We start from the raw sequence: 17,376 nt of genomic DNA on the forward strand, positions 1-17,376 counted from the left end.
CAGCACATGTGAGGGTTGAGCCAGCCGGTTACGCATGGCAAGCTCGTTCGTCATGATCGATGAATTCGCGAAGGAGTACCTGCACAACGACCTGCGCGAGATCCGCGAAACGATGCTGTGGAAGCTCGACGGGTTGCCCGAGTACGACGTCCGCCGCCCGCTGACCATGACCGGAACCAACCTGCTCGGCCTGGTCAAGCACCTGTCGATCTCGGAATCGTGGTACTTCGGCGAGGTCTTCGACCGGCCGTTCCCCGAGCCCCAGCCCCGGTGGAACGACGTCCGGGAGCCCGGCGCGCTCATGTGGGCGACGGAGCACGAGACCCGCGAGGAGATCATCGACCGCTACCGCCGCGTGTCGAAGCACTCGGACGCGACGATCACCGCGCTCGCCATCGACGCCCCTGGCCACGTCCCCTGGTGGCCACGCCCCAACGTCAAGCTGTTCAACATCCTGGTTCACGTGCTCACCGAGACCAACCGGCACGCCGGACACGCCGACATCCTGCGCGAACAGCTCGACGGCGCGACCGGGACGGCGGCCCAGTACGCGAACACGCAACACGATCCGGCGTTCTGGGCAGCCCAGCGCGCGAGGATCGAGCAGGCCGCCAAGGCCGCCGCCGGCGCCAGGCCTGGTCACGACGATGATGCCGGCACCGCGCACGACTGAACCGAGTACCAGATGCAAGCCCCCGTTGTGTGCGCCATTGAAGATCGCCGCGGATGAACCGGGCGGCTTCCCCTGCCGGCTTCGGTCGGAGCTGCCGGAGTGCTAGACATCCGTCCACCGCTACTTGCTCCACATCGCCGGCACGTGTCCGAGCACGGCGAACATGGACATCGACTTGCAGGCGTACTGGTGCGATCCTCTCGGATGCCCGTGGGTGACGGTTGCCTCAGGCTCGGGCGACTACCTCGCAGGAGGCGGCTCCGGCCGCAGATCTAATGCGAGAACCAACTGCTCAAGCAGCGCGACCGTCGGCTGGCAGGGTGCTACTGATATCGATCTGAACGGCACCTCTCTGTGTCAAGTCGTCGGCAACAGAGAGGTCTCCGAAACCATCGTTCTGGTCCAGGCCTGACGCCAGCGTCCTTTCATTTCCGCTAGGTCGTGCTTCGAAGGTGGTACAACGGTGACTGAGTTGACGATCGAGTTCATCGGCGATGACCCACAGGTCAACTTCGCCGTTCAGAAGTGGATCGCCGATCGGGGTGCCCCGGCTGCCACCACCGACTCGGGTGTCGCGGTTCAGGTCAACAGCTGGGACGACTGTGAGCAGATCGGTTCCCTGCTTTCTACCTTCGTTGGGCAAAGAAAGGACTCCTTCGAGTTGCGCATCGACGGCCCCGGTGGGACATCCACTATCCACGAGGTGCGGATGGTGGCTGACGCCGAGTCGATGAAGACCTTCCTCGCCACTTGCGCCTACCTGCAGTGACCATGAGCTGACAGGACTTCCCGCCGGTGGCCGGGAGTGTGGATCTAACGGTGTTGTCGACGCTTCTGGGTGGTACTACGGGGGTGCCGTGAACCGCGCGTGTAGCCCCTGATCGTTAGCTGCCGCCGTCCCGGCGACGCCCGTAACCGGTGATCAGATGACACGGTTTAGTTAGGTACAGCAGGAACGATCACGGGAATCTCGGGAGTTAGGCAGTGAGCAGCGGAGAAGCCGGTTGGCGCCCGCGCCCGGGCGCCTACCGTGCTCCCGAAAATCTTTCCCCAGTCGAGCCCGGCCGCATCGTTGGCCTAGTTGCCAGCTGCGATCTCCGAGGGGCGTACCCCCATGATGCGAGTACCCGGAGCTTCACGGTCAGTGAGCTCGCGATTCTGGAGGACGGGCGGCGCGTGCTCCTGCACGCGGAACGTGGGTTCACTGTCACTGCTAGATCAACCGGCGTCCCGGGTGGTGTCATTCCGCTCGTTGAGAGTCAGGAAAGCATCACCCAGCACGTGTTGAACGCCGTGCTTCCCGACGACGAAGAGTGCGCAAAGGAGCACGCACATCCCCTTTGGTCATGGCTGGCCGAGCTAGCTTGGGCTCGCGGCCTGGAGGCGACCGCAGAAGACCTACGAGGTCTTCCATATCAGGTGGTCTTCACCGACACAGTGACCCGATGGCTCGCGGCTACCTGAGCTCCAACGCCTAGACCTGCATGTCGACCACGCCGGCCACTGCGCCGGCAGGAGGGGCGTAGCCAGGTTCGCGCAGCAGCATCGCCGGTTCGTCGTCGCGGGGGCTGACCGACCACCTCGAGGCGGCGAGGATGTCCCGGCCAGAAACGGCGGCGGCGAGCAGCAGGTTCGCCACCAGTTCCTCGGAGCTGGGGTCGAAGAAGGCGTCGGCGGCTGACGCCGGGCTCGCGTTCGGCGGCGGCGAAGTGCTCGGCGAGGCGACGGCCGCGTGCAGCGCCGGACGCCCACGGCCGCCGGTGAACCGGGCGGAGAGCAGCCGGCGCGCTAAGCAGCCAATCGTTTGGCCATGATGTGCTCCCGGCGGACCCCGTCGGGCATCAGGTCGCCGAGCTCGCCCGTGTCGTGGAAGCCGTTGCGCAGGTAGAGCGCCGAGGCGTTCGCGTTGCCCTCCACCACGGCCAGCCGTAGCGTTCCCGCGCCCACCTGCCGAGCCCACTGCTCCACGGCGCGCAGGAGATGGTCGCCAAGCCCTCGGCCACGTCCGACCGGCGCCACGTACATCGAGATCAGCTCGACGACGCCGTCCCGATCGGTCGGCACCCCGCTGGCCATCCCGACCGGCTGCCCGTCGAGCATCGCCACCACGTTGAACGCGCCGGCGATGGCGAGCCGACCACGCCAGCGGTCCTCCCGGTCGCCGTCGCCCTGCCAGTCGGCCAGCTGCGAACCGAAGGCGTACGGGGCCTCCGTCAGCGCGGCGAGCCGCAGCTCCCGCCAGATCTTCCAGTCACCTTCGGTCAGCACAAGCGTCTCGATCACCCCTGAAGGCTGCCGCAGCCCGGAGAAGCAGGCAATGGCCTTTCGGTCGCATCGTCGACGGGTCGACGAACAGCCGACCCGCACCTCGATCCGGTCAGCGCCAGCGCAGCGGGCCGGGGTGGATGGGCCAGAGCAGCCGCCGCCAGCGGGGACGGCTGGCGCGCAGACCGTCCACGTAGGCCCGGGCGATCCCGGTGGCGCGGTCGGCCTGCTCACCGGTGGCCGAGCCGGGGGCGAAGCCGACCTGGTTGAGCAGGTCGGCCAACTCGCCGACGTCCGCGGCCACCCCGGGCCGGCCCGGCGCGGCGGGCGTCGGCTCGGGCACGGCGTTCCGGGCCAGCCGGGCGATCTCGGTGGCGGCCAGGTCGGCGCCGACCGGCCGGCCGGCCAGCCGCAGCGCGTCCGTGACCTCCCGCCAGGCGCCGGCGATGCGCTCACCGGGGTCACCCCGTCCCAGCCGGCCGCGGGTGAGGGCCCGGCGCATCGCCAGCAGGACGAGCAGCGCCGCTCCGACGAGTAGGAGAAGGCCACCGGTCCCGCCACCCACCAGCACCGCTGTCGGTACGCCCCGGCTCTGCGGGGGCCCGCCCGGTGCTGCCGCGGGCTCCGGTGAAGCGGTGGGCTCCACGGACGGCTGCGGCGCCTCGGACGGCGGTGGGTCCTCCGGCGTCGGGCGGAAATCTTCCTCCACCGGTCGGGGCTCGTCGTCGGGGCGGGGCAGCGGATCGAACGGCACCCAGCCGACCCCGTCGAAGAGCACCTCCGGCCAGGCGTACGCGTCGCCGGCCCGCACCGGCCCGTCCCCGGTCGACTCGAAGCCCACCACCACCCGGGTCGGCAGGCCGGTGAGCCGGCCGAGCACCGCGAACGCGGCGGCGAACTGCTCCGACGTGCCGCGTTGCCCGCCGCCGTTACGGGGACCGAAGAGGAAGAACGCCAGGTTCGGGTACGCGTGCCCGCTCGGCGCGTCCGCGACCAGCCGGTAGTGCTCGGCGAGGAACTCCTCGACCGCCGTGGCCCGGGCGTACGGGGCGCCGTTCTCCTCGGCGAGCTGGGCGGCGAGGCGACGCAGCGGCTCGGGCACCCCGTCGGGTACCCGCAGCACCCGGCCCACCGGGTCGCCGGCCGGTACGTCCGCGATGGAAAGCAGGTTCTCGTCGGGGTGTTCCCGGTCTGAGGTGACCGTGTACCGCAGTCCGGGGGTCAGCCCCTCGGGCCGGATCAGCGTGCCGGTGAGCGGGTCGTACGCCACCCGCGCGCCGCTGACCTCGCGAGGAGTGGCGACAGCCGGCAGCAGCCGTCCGCTCAACTCGCCGATGGTGATCTCCTGCCGGACGGTCTCGATCGTGCTGCCGGACGCCGGGGTGACCGCCGGGAGGATCCGCCCCGCGTTGCGGTATGTCGCGCCGACCCGCCAGGTCACCCCGTCGTAGTTGCTGAGCACCGCCAGCCGGATCCGGGCCCGGTCGCCGCGCGATGGGTCGGCCGGCCCCGCCGACGAACCGGGCGACGCCGTCGCGTCGGAGGCCGGCCGGTCGGTGCGTACCCGCAGTAGCTCCTGCTCGGGGTGCAGCGCCCAGCCGGAGATCCGGACCAGCGGGTTCTCGTCCAGCGTCTCCACCCTCGGCGGTTCGACGTACCGGCGGGGGTCCACCGGCCGGCCGTCGACCTGCGCGACCACCGTCGGACCGAGCGCCGCGACCAGGCCGAGCACCACGACCAGCCCGACCACCGTGCCCGCCGCGAGGCGCAGCCGCACGACGGCCCGCAGTGCCGGCGCCGGCCCGGCGACCGGGTCGACGACGTCCGGCCTCGGCCGGGCGGAGGTGACCAGACCGAGGGCCGCGACCGCCACGAAGACGATGGTGGGCCACAGCGCCGGTGCGGCGTTCGGCCCGACCAGGTAGAGCGCGCCCGCGTACAGGAGCACGGCGGGCAGGTAGCCGGCGAGCACCCGGCCGCTCCGCAGCGCCACCTCCGCGCCCGCGAGCCCGGCCAGCCAGGTCGCCACCAGCGGGACGAGCAGCGTGTCCGGCGTGGGCTCGACGGGGATCATCGCGGTCAGCAGGCGGGGAATGCCGTTACGGGCGGCGTCCACGGTCACCTCGGCCAGGCCGCCCGGCAGGTCGGCGCGGGCCGCGGCCAGCCGCATCGACCAGCCGGTGAAGGCCGCCATGGCCAGCACCGACAGCGGCGCGACCAGCCAGGACGGCAGCCGTCGGGCGGCCACCCCGACCAGCACCGAACCGGCCGCGGCGGCGGCGACGAGCTGGGGCAGCAGCGGGCCCGCGTACACCCGGCCGAGCACCACTCCCGACAACGCGGTCATGACGATGAGCGCGAGCGGCACCGGTGCCGCCCGCAGCGCCGCCACGATCCGACGCCGCCGGCCCGGTCCGCCGGCCGGGTCGCTTCCGGTGGCGTCCCGCTCCACGTCGGCCGCGGCCGGGGCGTCGTGGACGGTCACCACCGGCTGATCCCGTCCCACTCGACGGCGAAGCCCGCCCCGTCGGCCGCGTCGATCACCACCAGCGCGGCCGCGCCCGGCGGCGTCGGCTCGGCCGCGCCGAGCACCCCGACCACCACCGACGGGTACGCGCCGCGCAGTGCCCCGACGTGCCCGAGGTCGCCGCGGCCGCCCGGCCCGGTGAGGAAGACGAGCGTGTCGCCGAGCCGGTCGGCGCGCAGCCGGGTCGCGGTGGCCCGCAGCGCGTCGTCCTCGGCGACGAGTTCGGCGGCGGCCAGCCGGTCCAGCGGAGCGGCGGGGGAGTCACCGCCGGAGCCGGCGTCGCCGTCCCCCGCCCGGCGCGACCGGACGCGCCGGCCCACCCATCCGCGGGCCCCGCCGCGGGCCGGCGCATCGTCGTTCGCCGCCGGACTCCCCGCCCGCTCCGGTGCCACGAACAGCAGGAGCACCGGCAGGTCCGCCCGGTGCGCGGCGGTGACGATCGACGCCGCCGCCTCGCAGCACGCCTCGAACGACGCGGCCCACCCGCCACCGCGCTCCGGGTGGGCGGCGGCCCGGTTGTCCAGCAGCACCACGAAGCGCGGCAGGCTCGTGTCCACGTTCTCCCGCACCATCAGCTGCCCCACCCGGGCGCTGGTACGCCAGTGCACCCGGCGCAGCTCGTCGCCGATCACGTACTCGCGTAACGAGTCGAACGTGATCGAGCCGTGCGGCACCGCGTCGACGCGGCCGTCGAGGCTGCGCCCCGCGCCGGTCGGCACCGCGTCCAGCGGGTGGATCCGCGGATGCACCCAGACCGGTACGGTGCCGCCGTAGGGGCGGGCCGACGTGACCAGCCCCAGCGGGTCCCGGCGGACCACCCGCAGCGGCCCCACCCGGACCACGCCCCGGCGCACCGTCGGCACGTCGTAGCGGACGGTGGTGTCGCGGCCCGGCCGCAGCCGCAGCAGCGGGACCGGTACCGGCCGGTCGCCGCAGCGGTCCTCGGCGAGGAGGTTCACCGCCCGTAGCCGCCCCGAGTTGCGTACGGTCAGCTCCATGCTGGCCGGCTCGCCGCGCCCCACCCGGTCCGGGGAGGCGACGCGGGTGACGGTCAGCCGGGGCCGCCGCGCCGCGACCGCGACGGCGTAGCCGACGGCGACGCCGGCCGCCGCGCCGAGCAGCGTCAACTCGGGGTACGCGAACCGGACGCCGGCGCCGAGCAGCACGAGGGCGGCGACGAGCAGCCCGACACCCCGGGCGGTCAGTACGAGGCCGGTACGACCGGTCACCTCTGCACCGGGGCCGGCTGACCCGAGGGGAGCGGCACCGGCACCGAGGCGACCGCCTGACGCAGCACCTCGGCGGCGGTCACCCCCCGCACCTGCGCCTCCGGGGTCAGCAGCAGCCGGTGCGCGAAGACCGGCTCCACCAGCGTCTTCAGGTCCTCCGGCATGATCCAGCCCCGGCCGTCGATGAGCGCGTACGCGCACGCCGCGCGGGTCAACGCGATGACGCCCCGGGGACTGACGCCCACCCGTACCTGCGGATGGGTTCGGGTGGCCGCGGCGAGGCGCACCGCGTACCCGTAGAGCGGCTCGGCGATGTGCACCCGGCGGGCCATCCGGACCATCTCCCCGACGGTCTCCGTGTCGGTGATCGCGGCGAGCGCCTCCGGGGAGCGCACTGTCGCGCCGCGCAGCACCTCCACCTCGACCGCCTCGTCCGGATAGCCGACGGAGAGCTTGACCAGGAACCGGTCGAGCTGGGCCTCCGGAAGCCGGTAGGTGCCGTCCATCTCCACCGGGTTCTGCGTGGCCACCACCAGGAACGGCTGCGGCACCGGATGCCGGACACCGTCCACGGTGACCGTGCGCTCCTCCATCACCTCCAGCAGCGCCGACTGGGTCTTCGGCGACGCGCGGTTGATCTCGTCGGCGATGACGATGTTGGCGAAGACCGGGCCCGGGTGGAACTCGAAGTCCCGGGTGGCCTGGTTGAAGATGGTCACCCCGGAGACGTCCGACGGGAGCAGGTCCGGGGTGAACTGGATGCGCCGCCACTGACCCTGCACCGTCGCGGCGACCGCCCGCGCGAGCGTGGTCTTGCCGACGCCGGGCACGTCCTCGAGGAGCACGTGCCCCTGGGCGAAGAGGGCGGTGAGCGCCAGCCGGACCACCTGCGGCTTGCCCAACACGACCGCGTTGACGTTCTCCGCCAGGCGGGCGGCGAGGGCGGCGAAGCGCTGTACCTCCGCCTGGCCGAGCGGTTCGGGGGTGTTCACGTGCGTGGCGCTCCTTGCCTGGGCGGGTCAGCAGGTGGGCAGGACGTTGATGTTGTCGCCACCCTCCAGGTTCAGCCAGGCCCAGGGAATGTAGTTCTTCCCGTCGTATGCGACCTGCACCCACCAGGTGCTGCGCTTGTCCCGGTTGTAGATGTAGGCGTACACCTCTTCGCCCGGCTTCTTGCAGTACGCCTTCAGTCGGGTCCCGGGCTTCGCCCACCCGACCTGCCGGTCGTTGTCCTGCCGGGTCACCGCGAAGATCTCGTTGCCGTTGCGGCCGTCCACGTCCCGGTCGCAGTACGTGGCCTCCTCGCCGGAGTCCCCGTTCTTGCAGGTGGCGATGCCGTACAGGGCGTCGGTGGCCTGGGCGCGGGTGGTCGTGCCTCGGCCGGCGGCGTTGCTCGCGGTCACCGTGAACGTGTAGCTCGTCCCCGGGCTCAGACCACTCACGGTGAGGGCGGAGCAGCCGCCGGACTTCGCCGGCTTCCCGGGCGTGCTCAACGTGCAGGTCGCCTTCCCGCCACCGGCGTCCACGGTGAAGCTCACCGTGGCCGAGGTGGTGGTCGCCGACGAACCGGTCACCGTGACCCGCGGCTCGGCGACCGTACGGGCGGTCGCGGTGCTCTCCGGACCGGGCCCGGCCTCGTTGACCGCCTTCACCCGCACGGTGACGTCGCGCCCGTTGCCCAGCCCGTCCACCGTGGCCCGGGTGTCGGTCACCTCGATGCTGCGCCCACCCACGTCCACCAGGTACTTCGCCACCGGCCGGCCGTTCGGCTCCGCCGGCGCCCACTGCAGCGACACCGTGCCCGGCCGGTCCGGCACCGTGGCGGCCCGCAGGTCGGTCGGGCGTCCCGGCGCCGCGTACGGCACCACCGTGTTGCTCACCGGGGAGGCCGCCGAGGCGACACCCCGGTTGTTGACCGAGGAGACGGTGAACGCGTACTGCCGGCCGAACTCCAGCTCACCGGCGGGCACCACGAGTTCGGTCTTCGTGGACTCCCCGGCCGGGGCGTTCGCGCCCGCCGACGAGGCGGTCACCGCGTACCGGGCGATCCGGTTGCCCTGCCCGTTCGCGGCCGGCCACCGGACGACGACGGTGCCGTCCGCCCGCGCCTGCGCGGTGACCCGGGCCGGCGGATCGGGCACGGCCGCCGTCGGCGTGACCCGGTTGCTGCTCCGCGGCGGGCCCGCGCCCTTGGCGTTGACCGCGTGCACCGAGAACCGGTACGTCTCACCGTTCGTCAGGCCCTTGACCTCCACGGCCCGCTGGTTGGCGCCCACCTCACGCCGCTGCCCGGCGCCCTCCACCACGTACCGGATGATCTCGGCGCCGTTGGCGGGCGCCGGCCGCCAGCTCACCCGGGCCTGCGCGTTCCCGGCGGTGGCGGTCACGCTGCGCGGCGCTCCCGGCTTGCCGACCTTCGGCTTCTTCGGCGGGGGCGGCGGCGGGGGAGCCGGCGGCGGGTCACCGCCGAGCACGTCGTTGGCGTACTTGTCGACCTCGCGGACCTGATGCTTGTCGTCCACCACCCGCGCGGTCGCCGAGTCGGGCGCGTTGATGAAGAGGTAGTTCTCCCGCACCTCCAGCTCCAACGGCCCCGCGCTCCGGCCACGGATGGTGTCGACCAGCCTGCCCTGCGCGTCGAACGTGTAGATCAGCCCGGTCGCCTCGTCGGCGCAGTAGAAGCGGTCCGCCCAGGCGACTGCCGGGCGGAGCCGGTCGCCGCTGCCCGGCACCGTGAACGCGCCCACCTCGCCGCCGCCCTCGGCCACCACGTGCACCCGCCGCTGCCCGGGCACCGTGACCGGCACCATCGACCCACTGGTGCGCGCCGGAAGCGCACCCGGCGCGGTCGTCGTGAGCGTCGTCGGCCGGACCTTGCCGCCGTGCACCGTGACCAGCGCGCCGGCGGTGCGGTCGAGCACCGCCACACCGTCGTCCAGGGTGGAGACCACCAGCTCGTGCGCCGGGTCGGCCACGTCGTACGTCTCGACCCGCTCCGGGCTCAGCCCGCCCCCGCCCCCGGCGGCGGGGGCCGAGGCCGGAGTGTCCGGCAGGTCGGCGGCGGTGATCGCGGAGACGGTGCCCTCGCTCGGCACCGCGATCCAGAGCCGACCCGCACCGTCGAACGCGCCGCCGGTGATGCCCGGGGGATACCGGACCGGCTCGCCGACCGGCGCGAGCGAACGTGGATCCAACTGCCGCACGACCCCCTGCACGGCGTCGACCACGAAGGCCGCGTCCTCGTGCAGGGCGACGTTGACCCCCAACCCGGGGGTGGTCCGCGTGGTCGCCGTGATCTGGAGCGTGGCCAGGTCCAGCGAGCTGACCTGCCCGGTGCTCAGGTCGCGCAGGATGAGCAGCCGGTCGGTCTGGGTGACCTCCATCGGATGCCGCCGGGTGCCCGGCACCTCGGTACGCGTGTCGACGCGGGCGGTGACCCCGTTGACCCGGGCCAACTCGCTGCGCCCCGCACTCCACAACCAGGAACTGGCGTCGTAGTTGCTGACCGCGTTGTCGGCCGCGCCGAGCCCGTGGACGGTGAGCCCCATCGCGGCGAGCAACGCGACCACCGTCGCGATGGTGACCAGGCCGCCGCGCGGCCGGCGCCGGCGCCGAGGGGTGCCGGACCCGGTCTTCACCGCGTCGTCGATGGTGGCCACTACCGGCTGCCTTCCGCGTCGTCGTGCCAGGTGACGGCCGCTGTCGGCAACCCCCGGCCTGAGCCGCTGCCATCATATGGGCCAGGTCACAGTCGGGGGAACCCGCAGCGTCCCCCTGTGGACACCGAGCGTGTGCGGAAGATCCTCACGTCAGGTCGTGGGGGTGCCACCTCCACGCGCCGTGCACACCTGCGCGGAGGTGGCGAAGGTCCCAGACGACCAGGCCGCGAGCACGGTGAAGCAGTAGTCGAACCCCGGGTTCAACCCGTTCACCGTGTAGCTGTTCTGGCCCGGGTCCACCGTGGCCATCGCCCGCATCGGCTGCCCGGCCCGACCGCCGACCACCATGAACGGCACCTTTCCGCCGGACGGGTCCGTCCAGTTCAACGTGATCGTGCTCAAGTCGTCGTGCAACCGCACGTCGCCGGGGGGCGGCCCGTTCACGGCCGAGGCCGACGGCGTGGTCGCCGCCGCCCCGTTCTCGCCGCCCACCACCAGAGCACCCACCCCGGTCGCCGCCGCTGCCGCGGCCACGACCACGGCGGCGGTCACCGCCACGGTCGTCGCCGCCCGGCTACGGCCGCGCCGCCCCGGCTCGCCCGGCGCCGGGCCGGTCGACCCGGACGGCGGTCGCTGCGGCCCGCCCGGATCGGCAGCCTGGGTGTTCCAACCGGCGGTCGGCGCGTCCGCCCCGGTCGTTTGCGGCGTGGCCAGGGGCAGCGCTCCGGTCGGGGCCTGCGCCGCCGCGAAGTTCACCGGCTCTGTCGACGGGTGCGGCGCCGGTTCGGTCCGCGGCGTCGACTCGGATGTCGGAGTGGACGCGGGCGCGCCCGCCGGCAGCACCTGCAACTCGGCGGTGACCCCCCACGGAAGCGCGTTCGGCCCCCACGCCGGCGCCGGTGGGATGCTCACCCCCGGCTCGCCGGCCGTGGGCGTGGATCGCGCAGGAGCGGTGGTCGGCGGCGGGGGCACCGGTGATCCGCCGAACGGCGGCGGCGGGAGCGGCGGCACCGGGATCGGCTGCGACTGGCCCCGCGAGAGCACCTGGCCGGTGGCGGAGGCCGACACAGGCCCGGCCTGGCCCGGTGGCGCGCTGACGGGCTGCGGTGCCGCTCCTGGCCCGGCTTGCTGGGGTGGTGCGCTCACGGGCGGCGCTGACACCGGGCCGGGTTGATGGGGTGGTGAGCTCACGGGCGGCGCCGACACCGGCTGGTGCGGTGGAGCGCTGACGGGTTGCGGTGCCGGTCCTGGTTGGGGCTGGTGCGGTGGTGCGCTGACGGGCTGCGTGTTGGTGGGCGGTGCCGACAACGGGCCGGGCTGGTGCGGCGGTGCCGACACCGGATTGGGCTGCTGCGGCGGCGCGCTCACGGGCGGTACGTGGGTGGGCGGCGCCGACACGGGCGCGGTGTGACCGACCGCTCCGGCGGCCGGGGGCGGCGGAACCGGCTGCTGTACCGGCGCCCCGGCCTCGTTCGCCCGGGACGGCGCCGGCTCCTGGACCCCGCCTTGCCGGTCCGCTCGGTCCCGGCTGGGCTCGGCGGCGAGCAGCGGCTCGATCTGCTGGACCCGGATCGTCGGCTTGTCCCAGCCCGGTGAGCCGGCCGCCGGCGACGAGTCCGGGCCGATCGCGGCCTCCCCGGGTGCCGATTGCTCGGGCTCAGCACGGGTCGGCACGGGCTCCGTGCCGGCGGCCGGCCGGGCAGACGTCACCGGCTGCGCCGGCGGGGCGGGGGGCACCGCCGGAGGCGCCGGCATCGGGGGCGGCGGCACCGGAGACCCCGCCAGGTGCGGCGGTGCCGCCGGAGACACCTGGGACGGCGGCACCGCCGCCACGGTGGGCGGTGCCGGCACGGTGCGCGGTGCCGGCGGCGGAGGGACCGGCGGCACGGGCTGCCGAGGCGGCCCGGCGTACCCCGGCGGCGGGGAAGGGATCACCGGTGGCGGCGGGATCGCGGGCGCGGGCGGAGGTGGCGGCGGGACCTGCGGTGCGGGCACGGCAGGCGGCGGCGGGACCTGCGCCGGCGTGGGCTCTGCGGTCGGCGCCCACGCCCCACTCGGCGGAGCCGGCGGCTCCGCCGAGCCGGGCCGCCGGGGGGACGGCGGCGGAACAGGGGCACCGGGCTGCGGCGCCCAAGGCGACGAGGGGGACGCCGCCGCAGCGCCCGGCGCGGCCGGTGAAACCGGGGGAACCGCGGGCGGAGGCGGCACCGGCCCACCGGTCCGCGGCGGGACCGGAGGCGACGGAACCGTGGCGCCGCGCTGCGCCCACGGCGACGGAGGCGGTGGCACCGGAGCGGCAGGGGCCGGCTGCGGAGCCGACGGGAACGGACCCGGCGGCGGCGGAACGGCGGCCGGCGACTGGCTGCCGGCCGCCGGCGAGGCGGTCCGCTGGACCGGCGGCAGGGCGCGAAACGCCAGCGTCGGTTCGGACAGAGCCGCCATCGCGCCGGCCCGGGCCGGGTCGGGCGGCGCGGCGGCCGGATGAGCGACAGGCGGGGCAGTGCCGCCGTGCTGCGCGAGGTACTGACGCGCGGCGCGTACCGCCGGATGATCCGCACCGAGCACCGCCGGCCCGGCGTCGGCGATCCGGGTGTAATTGCGACGGGCCTCGTGCCGATTGCCGAGCTCCTCCGAGACCCCGGCCAGGTCGTAGACGAGGGCCAACATCATCGGGTCCGTCGGCGGCCAGCGGCGCTCACCGGCGGTGTACGCCTCCTCCAGCACCCGCCGTGCGGCGAGCGGGTCGTCGGCCTCCCGATGCAGCCGGGCCAGCAGATGTGCGGTGTTGAGCACGTCCGGGTGGTCTTTCCCGTACGGCGGGCGCGCCGAATCGACGGCCTCGGTCAGCACCTGACGGGCGGCGGACAAGTCGCCCGCGGCGCGCAGAGCGAGCGCCCGGTGCTGAACGGCGGCCAGAGGGGAGGGATGGGACACATAGTCATGCTGCCTGTAGAAAGCCTCCGCACGCTACCCGGACCTGACCGCGTGCCCGAGCTTGCCGCCGTGACCTGGGCAGACGGCGCGCCCAATGGAGCGGGGGAACACGATGTGCATGATCCACGGCGGCCGTGTACAGTAACTCCCCGTGCGGCCCGCCGGGGCGGCCATCGGGATGCGAGATCATCCTGGTCGACACGGTAGGCTGAACGAGTAAGTCCGGGTGGCGGAATGGCAGACGCGCTAGCTTGAGGTGCTAGTGCCCGTATAGGGCGTGGGGGTTCAAGTCCCCCCTCGGACACGTTATCTCCACACGAAGCGTGATGGTTCTTCGTGTTTTGCGTGATCCCCGTCCCGTTGGGCGGGGATTTTTGCTGTCGTGGCGAGGAAGCTCCCCGCCGGGGTGAGCGGGTAGATCGTGGTTTCGGCTTCGATGGTCCACGCGTGGTGGTCACACACAATGATCATGTTGTTGGTGCGTAAGTAGGCGGCAAGCTTTTCTGGGTCGGGGCTGCGCAGTGTGGGATGGCGACCGTGCCCGCGCGACAATCTCTTGGCCTGTGACCGGCCTTTGACGGCACGAACAGCAATCCGTCCGAGCGCAGGGTAGTTGGTTGTGCGATGGGGTGCAGTCAGGGTGCGATCGTCAGCGGCCCGGGCTAGCCAGCTGAATGCGCTGGCTTCGCCCGGTCGCAGCGAGGTCAGGGCCTGCCGACCAGCTTGTGGAATGTTGCTGCAGAGGCCCCGAATGCCGCGCCAGCCGCCAGGGCTGCGGCGGGCAGCGAGTCGCCCGCCAGGTGCGTGAGTACGCCGGTCACCCCTCCGACTGCGGACGCGAAGAACAGCGTCACCGCTGCCCGGAAGCTGATCAACGGCTCTGGTCCCTGGTCCGGTCCTGCGCTCATCGGCCAGCTCGCACACGCGTCTTCATGTGGACTCCTCTCGTCGGGCCGCTCACCACGCACCACGAGGTCAGAACGGCAAGTCGTCGTCGGAATCCATCTCAAACGACGTCGGGCGGCCAGATATAACGGTGGATGTCACATGACCGTCTGCGAGGTTCCGGTCGCGGTAGGTTGTCGAGGCGCGCAAAGGGCGGCTGAATGCGTGCTGCCATGCCTGCTCCATCGAACTCTCCAGTGCGCGTTGACGCGCCTTCAGCGCCCGCGCGGCGAGCCAATGCAGGACGTCCCCAGACGTACAAGTGGCAAGCTCCTCGGCGACAGGCCCACCGGGCCAGGGCCACATCGCGGGCACAACGGTGAACCTAAGGCCAGTCGTGCGAGCGAGGCGTCGAAACCTCGCCACGTTCGCACGTGCGCGCTCCAACTCCGCACGAAGCTCCGGCTCGTCCTGCGCGACGCTCTCGATGACCTGCTCCATCGCCGCCGAAGTTGCCAGGCGCGCATCGGCCACCAGTCGCTGGCGCTCGTCCTCGGTTATCAGGCCGAACCTCATCGCCTCGTCCGCCGGTAGCAGCAGTCTGAACTGCGCTGGCTCGTCGGCCTTCTTTCCATGTTCGGCGTCGAGGTCCGCGCGCCAGTCGATGAGGACAGCCTCCGCGAAACCGCTGACCAGGTCGGACCGCAGCCCGTCAGCCGCCTTCAGCAGCGGCTCGATGCCCGGAATTGGTGTAAGACCGTCGGCGGACACCTTCAGCGGCCAAGCGGCCACACGGTTGCCGAGCGGTACCGTCAGCACCTTGCCAACAGCGGCCCAACTCGCGTGCGGCTCTGGGAGCATCCCGCGGAAGACCTTTGCTTGCCAACCATCTCGTATCGCGACACACCAGCCGGGTGGACGCACGACTCGGGTAGCAGAGGTGCGAACTTCGTCGCCGGTCAGCCATGCCTCAAAATCCTCCAACTCGACAGCCCGCTCGGCCCGCCAGACGGCAGTCCCGCCGCGGCCTGTCCAGTCGTAGGAGCTGAGCCCGGTGGTGTACTGCGTCCGTAGGGCGCCGCTGCCACCGTCCTCGTCGGTGATGGCGAGGTCGAGTCGGATCTCGTTCCACGCCATGCCCTGTTCGTACAACATCACCTCGTTGGCCTCTGCCTTTGGACCAGTGAGTAGATCGCGGGCGATGGCGTTGGCCACCTCGAACCGGGCATCGGAGTGCCAGGCGATGTCATTCTCGAGTGCTTCGGCGACCCGCAGCAGCCGTCGCTGGGCGTGGTTCGGGTGCCCCCCGGGTGCTTGGAGGGCGTTGCGCACATCTTCGGCGGTGAGCAACACCGCCTGCTCGGGAAGGGTGCTGGTAGCCGCCGCGGCCAGGTGCCACAACCCCATTGCCGCGTGCCGGCGGAGCGTCGGTGGGAGGCCACGCAGGTAGTCGTCGTCGAATGGCTCCTCGAAGGCGATGGCGGTCATGACCGCGTCAGTGAGCAACCTCGCCTGGTAGTCCCGGTGTGCCCGAACCGATTGGCCTGGCAGCCGCAATGACATCGCACGGGCTCTCATCGAAATGCCGGGCGGTAGCCGCAACCGCAGAGGCCTGGCTGTGGAGCGGCCTGCGCGGGAGTCCAACTTCATCCGCTGGGGCGTCGGGTAGCGCAGCAGGGTGGCGATGTGACTCAGCCGGTCCGGTTCGGGCAGCTGCTCTTGCCGGGCAACGTGGTCGGACAGCAGCTGACGTACTGTCTCGTCGCGTGAGCAACCCCGCCTCGCCACGATCATCGCGAGCGCGTCGTGGGCGCACACAGGCAGCCGGACGTTCGTCTCCTCCCGCTCGGCCATACCCCATTGTCCGACGCCGCCCACAATCCATCCCGGTCGTCCCACCACTCCGTCGGCAGATGGAGCGCGAGTCGGCCAGTGAGCCGTTAGCTGTTCAGGCGGAATTCCGGGCAAGGCTGCGGGTCACCGTTCCGGCGCACCCGCCCCGAAGACGGTCATGTTTAGATGCCTCTATGACTGAAGCCGCCTCGTTGACCTCTACGGAGGTGCCGACCCTCCGGGTCGTAGCTGATCTCGGCGAAACGCCACCGCTGGCTGACGTCGCCAACTACCTTCGTTTGCTGCGCCACCTCTGCGACACAGCGGCATTCATGGTTGACCCGACCAATGAGAGCCGGCACTACCTCATAGAGGGCGCGCAATATCGGCGCACTCGGGACCCGGGCGGATTCGCGGTAGCTCGGCTGTCTCTCGCAAGCCCGCTGGAGACGATCCTTGTCACCGTGGCGCAGGACATGAAGCCGGTGGCGTACGCCGTTGCTGCCATGGCTGCCGTAAAATAAGGGTTGACCCTTGTCATGGACTGGCAGAAGCATCGGCTGGACTTGCAAGAGCGGCGGCACAACCTTCGACCTGAGACAGAACTTAGCCGGGAAGCCGTCGCGTCGCGGATGGTCGACGACATGAACTATGTGGCCGTTAGGACCATGGGGGCTCACGGCGTAATGGTCGAGCCGGGAGACGACATACGTAACCTCCAAGTCCAAACCGCAGCGGCGCACGCAGTCAATGAACTCGCGAACTACCCCCTACTTGCTGCGGAGTCTGACCCGCCCAGTCCGCCCCGTCAGCGGTAGGGCGGGCTCGGGCGGACGGGCGGACCGCCCCACGGGTACAGCTGAGATCCCGCCCCGGAAACGCCGAAACGCACCGCATCCGGGCGGACCCAGGGCGGGACGAGTGGCGGTGTGGGGGCGGAACGCAGTCCGCGTGCTCGGGCTCGTACTCGTCCGCCTCGGGCGAGTAGCTACCCGCCCCGGCGTCGCCTTCGGCCTCCTGACCAGTGGCTCCCGCCGGGACCAGGGGCGACCCCGTTGGCGTCCTGCGGGTCCGGCAGGGGCGTGGTGTGGCGCTGCGACCAGTACGCCACGGCGAACGGGGCGACGATGGCGAGCACGCCTACGACCGCCTCCTGTACCGCCTCGGGCACGTCCAGGCCGAAGATGGCGAGCACGGCGACGACGGCACCGACGCCAGACACGATCGCGGCACGGTTGACGATGGGCTGACGGTTCACGGGCGGGACCTTTCGGTGGTGTGGCGGGGCCGCCTCACTCGGCGGACTCCGTACAGGTGTGGATGGTCTTGGCACCCTCGGTCGTGAGGACTAATACTGCAACGGCAGTTGTC

Annotated in this window: 13 protein-coding genes, 1 tRNA gene and 1 pseudogene; 5 read left to right on the forward strand and 10 right to left on the reverse strand. The window is 72.2% G+C overall.

Features of this window, described 5'->3' with window-relative positions:
- The first annotated feature begins 52 nt into the window (after positions 1–52).
- From D7147_RS04730 to D7147_RS04735, 3 genes are all read left to right on the forward strand, one after another.
- Positions 53–673: a DinB family protein gene (locus D7147_RS04730; protein ID WP_120675179.1), complete on the forward strand. Its 621-nt coding sequence runs from the start codon at positions 53–55 to the stop codon at positions 671–673.
- Between the two features lie 163 nt (positions 674–836).
- Complete coding sequence (locus D7147_RS32080) at positions 837–1,085, forward strand: hypothetical protein (RefSeq protein ID WP_147437338.1); 249 nt, start codon at positions 837–839, stop codon at positions 1,083–1,085.
- 51 nt (positions 1,086–1,136) lie between these two features.
- Entirely contained in the window at positions 1,137–1,442 is a 306-nt protein-coding gene (locus tag D7147_RS04735) for a hypothetical protein (protein WP_120674067.1), read from the forward strand.
- A 705-nt stretch (positions 1,443–2,147) separates the two neighbouring features.
- Here D7147_RS04735 and D7147_RS32880 read toward each other — a convergent pair.
- From D7147_RS32880 to D7147_RS33625, 8 genes and pseudogenes are all read right to left on the reverse strand, one after another.
- Complete coding sequence (locus D7147_RS32880; protein WP_233562933.1) at positions 2,148–2,312, reverse strand: hypothetical protein; 165 nt, start codon at positions 2,310–2,312, stop codon at positions 2,148–2,150.
- 149 nt (positions 2,313–2,461) lie between these two features.
- A complete protein-coding gene (locus D7147_RS04745) occupies positions 2,462–2,956 on the reverse strand; it encodes a GNAT family N-acetyltransferase (protein WP_120674068.1) in 495 nt (164 codons plus the stop codon).
- A 94-nt stretch (positions 2,957–3,050) separates the two neighbouring features.
- Positions 3,051–5,444 carry a DUF3488 and transglutaminase-like domain-containing protein gene (locus tag D7147_RS04750; RefSeq protein WP_407663310.1) on the reverse strand — a complete coding sequence of 798 codons (2,394 nt, stop codon included), beginning with the start codon at positions 5,442–5,444 and terminating at the stop codon, positions 3,051–3,053.
- Positions 5,420–6,694 carry a DUF58 domain-containing protein gene (locus D7147_RS04755; RefSeq protein WP_120674069.1) on the reverse strand — a complete coding sequence of 425 codons (1,275 nt, stop codon included), beginning with the start codon at positions 6,692–6,694 and terminating at the stop codon, positions 5,420–5,422. Before D7147_RS04755 ends, D7147_RS04750 begins: the two co-directional genes overlap by 25 nt.
- A complete protein-coding gene (locus tag D7147_RS04760) occupies positions 6,691–7,686 on the reverse strand; it encodes an AAA family ATPase (protein ID WP_120674070.1) in 996 nt (331 codons plus the stop codon). Before D7147_RS04760 ends, D7147_RS04755 begins: the two co-directional genes overlap by 4 nt.
- A gap of 27 nt (positions 7,687–7,713) precedes the next feature.
- Positions 7,714–10,353 carry a fibronectin type III domain-containing protein gene (locus D7147_RS04765; protein ID WP_120674071.1) on the reverse strand — a complete coding sequence of 880 codons (2,640 nt, stop codon included), beginning with the start codon at positions 10,351–10,353 and terminating at the stop codon, positions 7,714–7,716.
- Positions 10,354–10,503: 150 nt separating this feature from the next.
- Entirely contained in the window at positions 10,504–11,265 is a 762-nt protein-coding gene (locus tag D7147_RS32600; protein ID WP_199734124.1) for a fibronectin type III domain-containing protein, read from the reverse strand.
- Positions 11,266–13,065: 1,800 nt separating this feature from the next.
- Positions 13,066–13,287: pseudogene (locus tag D7147_RS33625) on the reverse strand (tetratricopeptide repeat protein); the annotation flags it as partial.
- A 220-nt stretch (positions 13,288–13,507) separates the two neighbouring features.
- Here D7147_RS33625 and D7147_RS04775 point away from each other — a divergent pair.
- Positions 13,508–13,591 (forward strand) — tRNA-Leu (locus D7147_RS04775).
- 671 nt (positions 13,592–14,262) lie between these two features.
- Here the strand turns inward: D7147_RS04775 and D7147_RS04780 are convergent.
- Positions 14,263–16,026 carry a hypothetical protein gene (locus D7147_RS04780; RefSeq protein ID WP_120674072.1) on the reverse strand — a complete coding sequence of 588 codons (1,764 nt, stop codon included), beginning with the start codon at positions 16,024–16,026 and terminating at the stop codon, positions 14,263–14,265.
- Positions 16,027–16,199: 173 nt separating this feature from the next.
- Between D7147_RS04780 and D7147_RS04785 the strand changes: the two genes are divergently transcribed.
- Positions 16,200–16,529, forward strand: coding sequence for a hypothetical protein (locus D7147_RS04785; protein WP_120674073.1), 330 nt, complete (start codon positions 16,200–16,202; stop codon positions 16,527–16,529).
- A gap of 464 nt (positions 16,530–16,993) precedes the next feature.
- Here D7147_RS04785 and D7147_RS04790 read toward each other — a convergent pair whose 3' ends face one another.
- On the reverse strand, positions 16,994–17,263 hold the full coding sequence (locus D7147_RS04790) for a hypothetical protein (RefSeq protein WP_120674074.1): 270 nt from the start codon (positions 17,261–17,263) through the stop codon (positions 16,994–16,996).
- Between the last annotated feature and the right edge of the window lie 113 nt (positions 17,264–17,376).

Source organism: Micromonospora musae (assembly GCF_003626545.1).
Lineage (GTDB): Bacteria > Actinomycetota > Actinomycetes > Mycobacteriales > Micromonosporaceae > Micromonospora > Micromonospora musae.

Excerpts from the sequence above, each read along its gene's own strand:
- D7147_RS04730 (WP_120675179.1), top strand. The coding sequence starts at position 53 with ATGATCGATGAATTCGCGAAGGAGTACCTGCACAACGACCTGCGCGAG.
- D7147_RS32080 (WP_147437338.1), top strand. The coding sequence starts at position 837 with ATGGACATCGACTTGCAGGCGTACTGGTGCGATCCTCTCGGATGCCCG.
- D7147_RS04780 (WP_120674072.1), bottom strand. The coding sequence starts at position 16,026 with ATGGCCGAGCGGGAGGAGACGAACGTCCGGCTGCCTGTGTGCGCCCAC.
- D7147_RS04785 (WP_120674073.1), top strand. The coding sequence starts at position 16,200 with ATGACTGAAGCCGCCTCGTTGACCTCTACGGAGGTGCCGACCCTCCGG.